The organism is Paenibacillus sp. (assembly GCF_035645195.1).
GTDB lineage: Bacteria > Bacillota > Bacilli > Paenibacillales > YIM-B00363 > Paenibacillus_AE.
Genome location: NZ_DASQNA010000038.1, coordinates 102,278 through 115,398 on the forward strand (window position 1 = coordinate 102,278; position 13,121 = coordinate 115,398).

Genomic DNA, 13,121 nt, shown 5'->3' on the forward strand with positions numbered 1-13,121 from the left:
TTAAGTTTTTGATGTTTTTGAAAAAAAGTATTGTCAACGAAAGGCATCCTGACTATAATGACATTAAGGTTTTCAAAACGTGTTAGATAAATTAACACAAACGAGGAGTGGTCAGTTTGTTGAAGAAGGTACTTATGGCAGTAAGCGCGATGGGCATGCTTTTCCCGACGCTCGCGTTCGCGTCCGAAGGACCGTCGAGCACGGTGCTCGATATGGGCCTCAACACGATTTGGCTCATGCTCTCCTTCATCCTTGTGCTCCTGATGCAAGGCGGCTTTATTCTTCTCGAGACGGGCTCAACGCGCATGAAGAACGCGGGTCACGTCGCAGGCAAAACGATTTTCACGGTCGGCCTCGGCACGCTGGTGTTCTGGGCGGTCGGCTACGGCTTCATCTGGGGCGAAAATTCGGGCGCGTTCATCGCGACGGGCAGCTTCTTCTTCTCCCCGCCGATCGGCGCGGAGGAAGGGTATCCGGCATCGATCGACTTCTTGTTCCAGCTGGCATTCGCGATGATCTCCCTTACGATCGCGTTTGGCGGATTCGCGGAACGTGCGAAGCTGTCCGTCTACGTGCTGTTCTCGATCTTGTTCACCGCTCTCGTGTATCCGGTCATCGCGCACTGGATTTGGGGCGGCGGCTGGTTGACGGGCCACAAGCAGGACTTCGCGGGTTCGACGGTCGTTCACTTGACGGGCGCCGCTGCGGCTCTCGCCGCTACGATGCTGCTCAAGCCGCGGATCGGCAAGTTCAACAAAGACGGCACGGCCAACGAAATTCACGGCCACAACCAAGTGTACACGGCTCTCGGCGTATTGCTTCTGTGGGTCGGCTGGTTCGGATTTAATGCAGGTTCCACGTTGTCCGTAGGCGACGGCTTCCTCGGTTACGTCGGGTTCACGACGATGATCGCGACCGGCGCAGGCGCCGTCGCGGCGATGTTCACGTCGTGGCTCTCCTCCGGCAAAGCGGATATCGCGACGATGCTGAACGGCACGCTCGCAGGTCTCGTCGCCATCACCGCGTCCTGCGCGTTTGTAGAGCCTTGGGCGGCAGTCGTTATCGGTTTGATCGCCGGCGTATTGGTATACGCAAGCATGAAGATGTTCGAGAAGCTGAAAATCGACGATCCGATTTACGCTTTGTCCGTACACGGCGTGGTCGGTATTTGGGGCACGCTGTCCAATGGCATCTTCGCGGCGCCGCACCTCGTCGAGCGCGTCGGCATCGGCGAAGCGGGCCTGCTCTACACCGGCAGCTTCAGCCAGCTGTGGGTACAGTTCTACGGCGTAGTCGTTTCCGGCGCATTCGCCTTCGTAGTGTCTTACATCTTGCTTCTCATTATTAAAGCGGTCGTCGGCCTTCGCGTTACGGAAGAGCAAGAAATCGTCGGCCTTGACCTCAGCGAGCACGGCGTTTATGGTTATCCTGAGCAAATGAAAAAGACGGTGAACGGATAATCGGGCGCCGAATATAGAGAGAAGGAGGGCGTCGTTATGCGGCAGTGGGAAGAGATAGAGCGTGAGGTGCGGCAAGCCGCGGATACGGCGGCATTGCGGTCGCTCAGAGACGACGTCCACCGCGCATTCGACGCCTCCTCGGCGGAGGCCGGCGGCGCGATCGAGCCGGTCAACCGGCTCCACGACGCCTTCATCCGCCGAACGTTAGCTTTGACCGAAGAACGGGTACGAACGTCCTTGCCGGGCGTTCCGCCCGTTTCTTCGTTTGCGGTGCTGCTATTCGGCAGCGGCGGACGGCGCGAACAGACGCTGTGGAGCGATCAGGACAACGGAATCGTGTACGAAGCTGCGGAAGGGGTCGAATCGGAAGAGGCGGATGCGTATATGGCCCAGCTCGGCGACGCCTTCCGAACGGCGCTGGAGGAGGTCGGGTACCCGCCCTGCGAAGGCAACGTGCTCGTGTCGAATCCGCAGTGGAGGAAGCCGGTCGGAGCGTGGCTCGACACGATGCGAGAGTGGTTCGCCCAGCCGGAATTCGAGACGGTGCGCCATCTGCTGATCGTGGCCGACGCGCGGCCGATTTACGGCGACGCGCGGCTGTTCGACGCGATGCGGGACGAATACGCCCGCCTCGTCGAAGCGCATCGAAGCACGATGCTGGCCCGGATGGCGCACAATACGCTCCGGTACAAAGTGCTCGTCGGCATCCTCGGCAATTTGCTGACGGAGCCGTACGGCGAAGATGCGGGCGGCGTCGACATTAAATACGGCGCCTACATCCCGATGGTGAACGCGATCCGGCTGCTGGCGATCGGTCATGGCGCGAACGGGAACGCCTCGACGCTCGAACGCATCCGTACTTTGCGCGAAGGCGGGTTCGTCGACGCCGAGGAGGCGCAGGCGTGGGAGGAAGCGTTCCGCGCGGTGCTTCGTTTCAGAGCTATGACGCCTTATCAGTTGGTGGACGGAAAGTACGGCACTCGAGGGATCTTGTCCGCGAAGTCGCTGACGAAAGAAGTGAGGCGCGAGTTGAAACGCTCGCTGCGCGTCGGTGCGGCGCTGCAGCGAAAGGTGAAGCGAACGTTCGGCACGGAGGGACACCGATGAAGGATCAGAACCGTCCCCCGCAGGGGATGTGGTCTCTATATAAGATGGGGGGCATCACGCCCGCCCTCAACTCCGTTTTCAATCCGCAAAACGCGCGCCAAATGGCGTTCATCCGCCAAGTGATGAAGCAGCAGCGGAAAGATTTCATCATGGACACTCCGCTCTCCGACATCGAAGTGGTCGTGTTCGATTTGGAGACGACGGGGTTCAACGCGAGCGGCGGCGACGAAATTTTGTCGTTCGGGGCGGTCGCGGCGAAGGGGGACGTCATCCGGGAGGAGGAGACGTTCTACACCCTTGTCAACCCGGAGCGGCCCATACCGGCGAACATCGTGGAGCTGACCGGCATCACGGAGGATGACGTCCGCGGGGCGCCCAGCGTGATGGAAGGCTTGCAGCAGTTTTTTGCATTCGTCGACAAGCGCATCCTGGTGGCGCACGCGTCGGCGCACGACCGGCAATTTCTGAACGCGGCGCTGTGGCGGACGTCGAAGGTGCATATGACGCACCGGGTGCTCGACACGATCATGATCGCCAAATGGCTCGAGCCGAAGCGGACCGATTATTCGTTGGACGCGCTGCTCGAAGAACACGGCATCCCGATCACGGTGCGCCACCATGCGCTGGAGGATTCGCTCATGACCGCCCGGCTGTGGGTATCGTTCCTGCGGCGCATTCGCGACCGGAACATCCAGACGCTCGGCGATCTGTATTCGTATCTCAGTCAGTCATGAAGAACCGAAAAACAAGCCCCCGAAGCGGATGAACCCGCGGTCGGGGGCTTGCTTGCGCCGTTCACGCTTTTTGAGGCTTGCGCGCGATATTCGGCTCCGGCCGAACTAGGAAGAAGATCAGCGCGAGCGCGATGGCCGCCAACGCCGACAGCATGATGAAGACGATGTTTTCGTTCTTCTCCATCAAGAAGCCGATCAGCGGCGGACCCGCGGCGACGCCAAGAAAGCGAAGGCTGTTGTAAATCGACGTAATCATCCCGCGCTGGCTTTTGTCGACCGAGCCCGTAATCATCGTGTTGAGACACGGGAGAAGAAGTCCGGTGCCGACGGAGCTGAGCGTGATGAGCGTCATGAAGAGCACAAGGTGCTCTTTGTTCCAAACGAGCGTAAGCCCGAGCGAGACGGTGGACAGCGCGAGGCCGATGTTCATGAGCCATCGCATAAGGGTGCCGTTTTTCTTAATGACGCTGCCCGTCGTATACGAGGTGATGACGAGACCGGCGAGCGGAATCGCCAGCACAAGCCCTTTCACGACGCCGTCCAAATTGTACGGCTTCTCCTCCAATATTTCCGACAAATAAAACAAAATGCCGAACAGCGTGAACAGCCCGAGGCTGCCGGCGAAAAACGACGTGACCAGCCAGCGTCCTTTCCCCTTGAAAATGCGGGCGAGCGAGTGGAGATATTCGCCGATCGGCTGCTTGGCGTTCGACTTCTCTTTCGGCTCTTTAATGAGGAAAATGACGGCGAGCAGCGACAGCACGCAAAACAGCGGGAACGCGAAGAACGCGGCGTACCAGACGATCAATGCGAGCGCCGCGCCCAGGATCGGGCTGACGACTTTGCCGAAGCCGTTCGACGCTTCCGTCAGACCGAGCGCCTTCGATTCCGTGGCGCCGTTATACAAGTCCCCGACGAGCGCCATGGCGATCGGCGCCGTACCGGCCGCGCCCAACCCCTGCAGCGCGCGGGCCCATATAACGACGTTGTACGACCCCCACACGGCCCCGAAGCCCGCAAGCACCCCGGCGGCCCCGTAGACGATCAGCGACGGGATGATGATCGCTTTGCGCCCGAGACGGTCGGACAAATAACCGACGACGGGAATGAACACGCCGGCGGTAACGGAAAACAGCGTGATGACCAAACTGCTCTTAAAGTCGCTGACGTGCAGCTCCCGCTGCATATCCGGTAAAATCGGGACGAGCATGGAGTTCCCGAGAACGAGCACGAGCGGAATGCTGGCGATGGCGATGAACTCCCACAGTTTACCCTTCGTTTGCGGGCCGCCTTTGTCGCCGCCGGCGCCGCGCTGTTTCGGTTTCGCCTGCTCGTCGTCATGCTCCGCGATTTGGCTTTCGAAGGAAATGTTCAGCTTGCGCGATTTCGCTTTTTCCAACCCGAATCGACCCCTCATCAAGCAGAATAATCCTAATGTGCCCGACGCCCGAACAAGGAATACGGGGAAAGCGATGGCAGAATAAAGGAGAACGAAGGGGTTGGAAGTCGAAAGCGAAAACGGGTATGATATGTAACGTAAGGAGGATGCTGCGGATGAAAAGAACGTTATTCGCGCTGGCGCTCGTCTTCGCTCTGGCGGGCATCGCGGTGATTCAGCAGTTCGCTTGGGCCGAGACGACCGCGCTGCCGACCGAGGAAGCGCCGGAGATCGGCTTTCTGGCGCCGAAATTCGAGCTGGAGACGCTTGCGGGAGACAAGCTGGGCATCGCCCGGGGCGAGCTGGAGAAGCCCGTCATCGTCAATTTCTGGGCGTCCTGGTGCGATCCGTGCCGGATGGAAGCTCCGATCTTGTCCGATCTCTACCTGAAATATAAGGATCAAGTCGAAATTTACGGCGTCAACGGCACCATGTACGACGACATGGCCTCCGTCGAGGCGTTCGTGAAGCAGTACAAATACGAATTTCCGATTTTGCTGGACCGCGATAACGAGGTGTACAAGTCTTACCGCGTGCTGGGATACCCGACGAGCTACTTCATCGACCGGAACGGCGTCGTCCGCGACGTCATCATCGGGCTGCCGGGGCACGAGGAATTCGAATCGCGCGTGAAACGATTGATCGAAGGGTAACCTAAAGGCCGCCGGCGGAGCTGATCGCTCCTGTCCGGCGGCCTTCGTAGTCATGCGGAGATGAAGTTAGTGATTGACGATGCCGATGCGCTCGGACCGCTCCTCGCGGTTTTCGATGACGGCCGGCCGGCCGATGAGCGCGTACCGGATGCTGTCGAGGATCGCTTCCCAGCTCGCTTCGATAACGTTCTCGCTGACGCCGACCGTGCTCCAGGTCGCGTCGAAATCGGACGACTCGATCAGCACCCGCACTTTGGCGGCGGTCGCGTCGCGATCGTTGATGACGCGCACCTTGTAGTCGGTCAGATGAATGTTGCGGATGTCCGGATAGAACCCCTCGAGCGCCTTGCGGAGCGCGTTGTCGAGCGCGTTCACCGGACCGTTGCCTTCCGCGGCCGTATACACCGTTTCGCCGTGGACTTTGACCTTGAGTATGGCTTCCGACGCGACCGGATTGTCGCCGATCTTCTCGACGAGCAGCTTGAACGATTCGATCGAGAACACATGCTCTTCCTTGTCGAACGCCTTGCGGATGAGCAGCTCGAGCGACGCGTCGGCGCCTTCGAATTGGTAGCCTTTGTGCTCGAGGTCCTTGATCGTTTGGATCAGGCGTTTCGTCGATTCGTTCTCCAGGTTGAAGTCGAGATTCAGTTCCTGCGCCTTGAACACCAAGTTGCTCTGGCCGGCGAGCTCGGAGACGAGCACGCGCTGGCGGTTGCCGACGAGCTCCGGCTGAATGTGCTCGTACGTCTTGGAGTGGCGCAGCACGGCGGATACGTGAATGCCGCCCTTATGCGCGAACGCGGCGCTGCCGACGTACGGCTGGTTGACCGGCATGCTGACGTTCGCGATTTCGCTCACGTACCGCGCCGTGTTCGTCAGCGTGCTCAGCTGCTCTTCGCTGATGACGCGGTAGCCGAGCTTCAGCTGCAAATTCGGAATGACGGAGACGAGGTTGGCGTTGCCGCACCGTTCGCCGACGCCGTTGAACGTGCCCTGAACCTGGCGCGCGCCGGCCTGCACGGCCGCGAGCGAATTGGCGACGCCGAGCTCGCAGTCGTTATGCGCGTGAATGCCGATCGGCGTCTTCATACGCGAGACGACGTCCTCGACGATCGCGGCGATTTCGCCGGGCAGCGACCCCCCGTTCGTGTCGCACAGCACGATCCAGTCGGCGCCCGCCGCTTCCGCCTTCGCGATCGTCGCGAGCGCGTATTCGCGGTTGTTCTTGTACCCGTCGAAGAAATGCTCGGCGTCGTAAATGACCTCGAGCCCTTGCGATTTCAAGTAACGGACGGAGTCGTAGATCATCGCTTCGTTCTCTTCGAGCGTCGTCTGCAGCGCCGTCGTCACTTGGAAGTCCCACGACTTGCCGAAAATCGTCGCGACTTTGACCCCCGAGTCGAGGATCGCCTGCAAGTTCGCGTCGTCCTCGGGACGGACGCCTTTGCGGCGGGTGCTGCCGAACGCCGTAATTTTCGCGTGCTTCAGCGGCAGCGATTGCGCCCGTTTGAAAAATTCGATGTCTTTCCCGTTGCTTCCCGGCCATCCGCCTTCAATATAATGAATGCCGAAGTCATCCAACTTGACGGCAATCTTTAATTTGTCCTCTACGGTTAAGCTTACTCCTTCGCCTTGCGTCCCATCGCGTAACGTCGTGTCGAAGATCGTCACTTGTTGCGGCATTCCGGCGTTCCTCCCTTGCTTTCTGGCTTACGAAGATGTGCGCATTTCGGATATTATAGCACGGTTTGGCAGAGTGCGGCACGTTTTTCTTATGCGCGCCGCAGCCTTGACCGCCATTCCCCCCGATTGTAAGCTGAAAGCAGCAAGGACGAATAGGGATGATACGTATGGCTCACGAGGAAGCTTACCCGAAAAACGGGAGAGTCGTATTGCATATCGATATGAACGCCTTCTATTGCTCCGTGCACGAGGCGGCGGAGCCGGAGCTGTACCGCGGCAAGGCGCTCGCGGTCGCCGGCAGCGTCGAGGCGCGCAAAGGCATCGTCGTCACCTCCTCGTATCCGGCGCGCGCGAAGGGGGTCCGCACGGGCATGACGGTGCGCGAGGCGCTGCGGCTGTGTCCGGGGCTCATCCTGCTGAAGCCGGATTTCGATCTGTACCGCAGCTATTCGCTCGCGTTCCTGCGCATCGTCGGCGACGTATCGCCGCTCGTCGAGGCGGTGTCGATCGACGAATGCTACGTCGATATTACCGGCTCGAAGCAGTTCGGCACGCCGGTCGAGATCGCGGAGGAGCTGCAGCGGCGCATCCGCGAGGAGCTCGGACTGCCGTGCTCGATCGGCGTCGCGCCGAACAAGCTGCTCGCGAAGACGGCATCGGACATGAAGAAGCCAAACGGGCTTACGGTGCTGCGGCTGCGGGACGTTCCGACGGCGCTGTGGCCGCGGCCGTGCGTGGAGCTGTACGGCATCGGAGCGAAGACGGCCGCGAAGCTCGAGCGGCTCGGCATCCGGACGCTGGGGGCGCTCGCCGAGGCCGACGAAGCGTTCCTCGTCGCTCATTTCGGCGCGAATGGGCGGTGGCTGAAGCGGGCGGCGAACGGGCGCGACGACGCGCCGGTGACGGCGGAGCGGGAGCAGGCGAAGTCGGTCGGGCATACGGTCACGCTGCCGGAGGACGTGACGGAGCCGGCGGAGGCGAAGCGCGTGCTGCTCAATTTGGCCGATCAGGTGACGCGCCGGCTGCGGCGCAAATCGCTCATCGCCGCCACCGTGCAAATTACGATTCGGCGGCCGGACATGCGGACGATCACCCGGGCGGTGACGCTGCCCGCGCCGACCGACGAAGCGGCCGTCGTTCACAAGGCGGCTTGCGCGCTGTACGACAAACATTGGCCGGACCGCTCGCCGATCCGGCTGCTCGGCGTCGCGTGCCAAAATTTGCGCGAGAGGCGCGAGGTGCCGCTGCAGCTCGATTTGTTCGAATACGAGGTGCAGCCGAAGCGGGCGGAGCTGACGAGCGTGATGGACCGAATCCGGGACAAATTCGGCGAGAACGCGATCCTGACGGCCGGCATGTTAGGCGACGACCCGTCGGCCCGCATCCGGAACAAGAAGGAGCGGGGCACGTCGCTGCAGATGGACCACTTGGACGGCGGAAGCGACTGACGCCGGGCGCCGATTCGGCCTCCTACGGGCGTCGGGAATGCCCGGGGGCGGGCCGGATCGGCCCCCGAGCGGCTTCGATCGCTCCCCGGCCTTGCCGCGCAAGCGTCCCGGGGAATTCGAACCGCGGAATATCGTTTGAATTTTAATCGTCGTTGTATTATGATGACTATTGAGGTTTCAACCAAGGGACGAGAATAGGGAGGAATTATTCATGGCAAAGTACACGTGGGTAGATAAAGATACCTGCATCGCTTGCGGCGCTTGCGGTGCGACTGCCCCGGATATCTACGATTACGACGACGAGGGTCTTGCCGAAGTCATTTACGACGGCGACAACAACCGCGGCGTCACGGAAATTCCGGAAGACCTCTACGACGATCTGCAAGACGCTTCCGACGGCTGCCCGACGGATTCGATCAAGGTCGCGGACGAGCCTTTCAACAACTAAAACGAACGACGTGGGTCGACCGGCCTACGAATTAGGAACCTTCCTTTGCTGGCAAGCAAAGGAAGGTTCTTTTTATTCATATTTTCATTGCGGACTCGTCTTTCAGGACGTAAAATGAGAATGGGCGTTTCCATATCTTAACGCCGATGGGTGGGAGGAACAAACGTGAAAATGGCAAAACGTTGGACGATGTACGCAATTATTTTTACCATGTTGTTCAGCATGTTCGGGGGGACGGCGTTCGGCGCATCGACCCGTTTCGCCTTGGTTACGGAGGTTGCCGGCACGGTCAAAGTGACGAAAGCCGGAGGCACCAAAGAAATGCGCGCCTTCACGGGCATGGGTCTGAACGAAGGCGACAAAGTGAAGGTCGAGAAAGGCAGCAGCCTCACCCTGAAAGTGGCGGATACCGAGGACGAGGTCGTGCTCGGGGAAAATTGGAACGGAACGCTCTCGAAGCTTAAAGCGAACGCGGGCGGCGGCACCGAAACCGCTCTGAAAACATGGACGGGCTCCATGTACAATAAAGTCGAGAAAATGGCGGGTTCCAGCACTGCTTATCGCGTCGAAACGCCGACCGCGGTGATGGGCGTGCGGGGGACGCACTTTATCCTTACCATCGACCCGATCACCGGCCTGCCGACCTTGATCGTCGCCGCGGGCCGAGTGGCGGCGGCGCCGACGGACGGACGGGAACCGACGTTGGTGCTGCCGGCGCAGCAAGTCGTCGTTTATCCGGAAGTCGATACGGACGCCGGGATCGGCTTCATCGATCCGAGCGCATTCGTCAAGAATGCCGACGACGAAGTCATCGCGAAGATGTTGTTGAACAAACAGCAGATCGACGAGGAAAACCGCGAGCTCCTCGGCACGCTCTCCCAAACCGGAGATCTCGGGGAATCCACGTTGAATTTGTCGGAACAAGAAACGCTCGATCGGTACAGGCAGAACGTTGATAATGCGCTCTATGCGGTCCTGCGAAGCAGTATGGAATCCGGCGTGATCAACGAGGAAGAAGCCGCCAGGATCGTGGAAACGGCGAACCAATTGATCCAGGATTCGCAGCGGCAATACGACTTGAACAATCCGGCGCCGGTCATCGACCGCACCGCGGGGGTAAGCCCAGCGGAAGAGGAACGGCGCCGGCAGGCGCTGCAGCAAGCGCAGCAGCAGGCTCAGCAGAAGCAGCAGCAGAAGCAGGAGACCCAGCAGCAAATTCAACAGCAAGCCCCTGCGGTCATTCAGCAAGTCCAAGCGAAACAACAGCAGCAAGTGCAGCAAAATCAGCAAGCCGCCGAAACCCGGACGCAGGAAGCGATCAACCGGTACCTGCAGACGCTTGCCCCGGATCAGCAGCAACAAGTGCAGCAGCGAGTGCAGCAGCGTCAAAATGAGCAAATCCAGCAGGAGCAAAAACGCGACACGACGACACAGCAGCCGACGACCGGCGCGGGAACCGGCGGCGGAGCCGCGGAGCGCCTTGCGACCACGACGACGGTGACGTCGACGAAATCGACGATCAAGCGGGGCGAAGCGGTCGTTCTGCGGGCGTCGGTGGCCGTCACCGGCGGTTCGCCGGTGACGACGGGCACGGTAACGTTCCGCCGCGGCACGACGACGATCGGCACCGCGGCGTTGAACGCATCCGGCGTGGCGCAGCTCGATGTGACGAACGCGCTCAGCCGGCAGCATTTGGCGATCGGCAGCAATGCAATCAGCGCGATTTACGCGGGATCCGATACGCTGCAGTCGAGCACGTCGTTCTCGATCGCGGTGAACGTCGAGAAGGCGGCGACGACGGTCGCGCTGAACGGGCCGACGGAGTCGACGATCGACAACCCGCTTCGCTTCTCCGCGCAGGTTTCCGTCCAATCGCCGGGAAGCGGCGCGCCGAACGGTACGGTGCAGCTGTACGAAGGAACGACGCTGCTCCAAACGAAGACCGTGGGATCGAACGGCGCCGTAGAATTCGACGAATTCAAATCGACGGGGCCGGCCGGAACGAAAACATACCGAGCGGTATACTCCGGCAGCGACGAGTATACGGGATCGGAAGATTCCAAATCCCACACGGTTAAGAACGCGGATCCGGGCACGCCGAAGGTCACCATCGCGAAATCGGCATCCGGCGCGGGAACGTTCACGCTGCAGGTGAAGCTCGACAATTTCACGGCTAAGCGGATTTACGGCATGCAGCTGCACTTCCTGAGCGATCAGAACGTCATGTATCAAGCGCCGGGCGCGGGGGCGAACGGTACATATTATGAAGAAACGATCTTCCAACAGCCGAACTATACGGCGGAGATGATTAAGAAGCAGGACGGCACCGTAAGCGGCGCGCCGAAGCGCGAGACGATTTACGCGCTGTCGCTGTTCGGCTCGGCGAGCGCGGTTTCCGCGGACGGCGACGCCGCGGCCGTCACGATCCCGTTCGCGTACACGGGAACCGGCGAGATCAGCCTCGTCTATGCGCAGTTCGTAGACGAGAACGGCGAAACGATCGCGGTTGCGGATTACAATTAATTCACTAGAACCCGACAAAGGAGTTCCTATGAAAACTTTACGAACGATTGGCATCGGCGGCTTGGCGGCAGCGCTCTTGTTCGGGGGAGCCGCTTCCGCAAGCGCGGCCATCTACTCGCCTGAAGGCCGCCCCTTGATCGAGACGTCCGACCTTGCCGGCTCCGGCGAATACGACGAATGGAACGGCGCAGCCGCGGAAGCGTCGTTCCGTCACCCGGCATCCGTAGCGGTCCTGAGCGACGGAACGGTGCTCGTCGCCGATACGGGCAACCATCGCATCCGGAAAATCGCAGGCGGCGAAGTGTCCGTCTTCGCCGGGACGGAAGTGTCCGTCCTGTTCGACGACGCCGGCCTGCCGACCGGCGCGCTGGAGGACGGCAGCAGCGAGCTCAGCTTCTTCTGGAGTCCGTCCGGGCTGGACGTCGACGCGAGGGGCAACGTATACGTCGCGGACAAGGACAACCACGCGATCCGCAAAATCGCGCGGGACGGTACCGTCTCGACGATCGCCGGCAACGGCGTCTTCGGCTTCCAAGACGGCTCCGGCGCGGAAGCGGCGTTCTACGCGCCTTCCGACGTGGCGGTCGCGAAGGACGGCACCGTGTACATAGCGGACACGCTGAACCACGTGATCCGCAAAATCGCTCCGAACGGCGCGGTCACAACGTTGACCAAAGCGTCCGATCGCGTCGTCCAGCCGATCGAAGGCCTCATCGAGGATAGCGGCGATTTCGCGGACGGTCCGATCGGGGAAGCGCTTTTCAACGAGCCGTCCGGACTCGCTCTGGACGCCAAGGGCAATTTGTTCGTCAGCGACACCGGCAACCAGCGCATCCGCTATATCGATTTCGCGGCGGGCACGGTGACGACGGTGGCGGGCGGCGGCGCGTACGAGGATAACGCGTTGTACGCGGAAGGGTTTTACGTGGACGGCCCGGCCGCGGAGGCTCGCTTCTTCAGCCCGAAGGGGCTGGCGGTCGACGCGGAGGGCGGTTTGTATATCGCAGACAGCTTGAACCACAGCATCCGATACTTGAAGGACGGCAATGTCGTGACGGTCGTCGGCAATGCGGCGGGCGATTACGGCAAAGCGAACGGCGTCGACGAACGGGCGCAGCTCGATCGTCCGACCGATGTCGCAATCGCTGCGGACGGCAGCTTGATCGTCGCCGACACGCTGAACGGCAAAATTCGCAAAGTAGAATTCTACGCGTTGCCGGCCGGTTGGACGAACAGCGGCTCGATTCGCGTGCTGTATAATAATGACGAGATTTCGTTCGACGCGCGTCCGGAAATTCGTTCGAACCGGACGATGGTGCCGGTTCGCGCGATCGCCGAAGCGATGGGCTATGACGTCGAGTTTCAGGGCAACGACATCGTGCTGTCGGGGCCTTCCGGCGACATCAAGCTGACGCTTGGCATACAGGAAGTGTCGAAGACGGCGAACGGCGCGACGGAGACGACGTCGATCGATGCCGCGCCGTACGTGTCGGGAAGTCGAACCTATGTGCCGATTCGCTTCTTCGCGGAGCAAATCGGCGTGGACGTCGATTGGCACGGCCCGACGACGACCGTCATCCTGCGCGACTAACGCTGCGCAGCAACAACGAAGGACCGCCCTCTC

The 13,121-nt window shown here is 60.8% G+C and carries 10 protein-coding genes; 8 read left to right on the plus strand and 2 right to left on the minus strand.

Going from position 1 to position 13,121, the window contains the following annotated elements:
• Nucleotides 1–116 precede the first annotated feature (116 nt).
• From VE009_RS20345 to VE009_RS20355, 3 genes are read left to right on the plus strand one after another with little or no spacing between them, the layout of a single operon-like run.
• Nucleotides 117–1,460 carry an ammonium transporter gene (locus VE009_RS20345; RefSeq protein ID WP_325010813.1) on the plus strand — a complete coding sequence of 448 codons (1,344 nt, stop codon included), beginning with the start codon at nucleotides 117–119 and terminating at the stop codon, nucleotides 1,458–1,460.
• 36 nt (nucleotides 1,461–1,496) lie between these two features.
• Entirely contained in the window at nucleotides 1,497–2,567 is a 1,071-nt protein-coding gene (locus tag VE009_RS20350; RefSeq protein ID WP_325010815.1) for a DUF294 nucleotidyltransferase-like domain-containing protein, read from the plus strand.
• Nucleotides 2,564–3,301 (plus strand): exonuclease domain-containing protein, encoded by a 738-nt coding sequence (locus VE009_RS20355; RefSeq protein WP_325010817.1) that lies wholly within the window; start codon nucleotides 2,564–2,566, stop codon nucleotides 3,299–3,301. The genes VE009_RS20350 and VE009_RS20355 overlap by 4 nt, the downstream gene beginning before the upstream one ends.
• A 61-nt stretch (nucleotides 3,302–3,362) precedes the next feature.
• Here VE009_RS20355 and VE009_RS20360 read toward each other — a convergent pair whose 3' ends face one another.
• Nucleotides 3,363–4,700 (minus strand): MFS transporter, encoded by a 1,338-nt coding sequence (locus VE009_RS20360; protein WP_325010819.1) that lies wholly within the window; start codon nucleotides 4,698–4,700, stop codon nucleotides 3,363–3,365.
• Between the two features lie 155 nt (nucleotides 4,701–4,855).
• Here VE009_RS20360 and VE009_RS20365 point away from each other — a divergent pair, with 155 nt between their 5' ends.
• Nucleotides 4,856–5,392 carry a TlpA family protein disulfide reductase gene (locus VE009_RS20365; RefSeq protein WP_325010821.1) on the plus strand — a complete coding sequence of 179 codons (537 nt, stop codon included), beginning with the start codon at nucleotides 4,856–4,858 and terminating at the stop codon, nucleotides 5,390–5,392.
• A 66-nt stretch (nucleotides 5,393–5,458) separates the two neighbouring features.
• Here the strand turns inward: VE009_RS20365 and cimA are convergent, their stop codons facing one another.
• A complete protein-coding gene (gene cimA / locus VE009_RS20370; RefSeq protein ID WP_325010823.1) occupies nucleotides 5,459–7,078 on the minus strand; it encodes a citramalate synthase in 1,620 nt (539 codons plus the stop codon).
• Nucleotides 7,079–7,245: 167 nt separating this feature from the next.
• Between cimA and VE009_RS20375 the strand changes: the two genes are divergently transcribed.
• From VE009_RS20375 to VE009_RS20390, 4 genes are all read left to right on the plus strand, one after another.
• The gene (locus tag VE009_RS20375) at nucleotides 7,246–8,526 is read left to right on the plus strand and encodes a DNA polymerase IV (protein ID WP_325010883.1); all 1,281 of its coding nucleotides are present in this window, start codon (nucleotides 7,246–7,248) and stop codon (nucleotides 8,524–8,526) included.
• A gap of 211 nt (nucleotides 8,527–8,737) precedes the next feature.
• Nucleotides 8,738–8,974: a ferredoxin gene (locus tag VE009_RS20380; protein WP_325010825.1), complete on the plus strand. Its 237-nt coding sequence runs from the start codon at nucleotides 8,738–8,740 to the stop codon at nucleotides 8,972–8,974.
• 171 nt (nucleotides 8,975–9,145) lie between these two features.
• On the plus strand, nucleotides 9,146–11,497 hold the full coding sequence (locus tag VE009_RS20385; RefSeq protein WP_325010885.1) for an Ig-like domain repeat protein: 2,352 nt from the start codon (nucleotides 9,146–9,148) through the stop codon (nucleotides 11,495–11,497).
• 28 nt (nucleotides 11,498–11,525) lie between these two features.
• Complete coding sequence (locus tag VE009_RS20390) at nucleotides 11,526–13,088, plus strand: stalk domain-containing protein (protein WP_325010827.1); 1,563 nt, start codon at nucleotides 11,526–11,528, stop codon at nucleotides 13,086–13,088.
• The last annotated feature ends 33 nt before the right edge of the window (nucleotides 13,089–13,121 follow it).

Bases quoted from the DNA above. Each gene is read 5' to 3' on its own strand.
- VE009_RS20350 (WP_325010815.1), top strand. From the start codon at position 1,497: ATGCGGCAGTGGGAAGAGATAGAGCGTGAGGTGCGGCAAGCCGCGGAT.
- VE009_RS20355 (WP_325010817.1), top strand. From the start codon at position 2,564: ATGAAGGATCAGAACCGTCCCCCGCAGGGGATGTGGTCTCTATATAAG.
- VE009_RS20365 (WP_325010821.1), top strand. From the start codon at position 4,856: ATGAAAAGAACGTTATTCGCGCTGGCGCTCGTCTTCGCTCTGGCGGGC.
- cimA (WP_325010823.1), bottom strand. From the start codon at position 7,078: ATGCCGCAACAAGTGACGATCTTCGACACGACGTTACGCGATGGGACG.
- VE009_RS20375 (WP_325010883.1), top strand. From the start codon at position 7,246: ATGGCTCACGAGGAAGCTTACCCGAAAAACGGGAGAGTCGTATTGCAT.
- VE009_RS20380 (WP_325010825.1), top strand. From the start codon at position 8,738: ATGGCAAAGTACACGTGGGTAGATAAAGATACCTGCATCGCTTGCGGC.
- VE009_RS20385 (WP_325010885.1), top strand. From the start codon at position 9,146: ATGGCAAAACGTTGGACGATGTACGCAATTATTTTTACCATGTTGTTC.
- VE009_RS20390 (WP_325010827.1), top strand. From the start codon at position 11,526: ATGAAAACTTTACGAACGATTGGCATCGGCGGCTTGGCGGCAGCGCTC.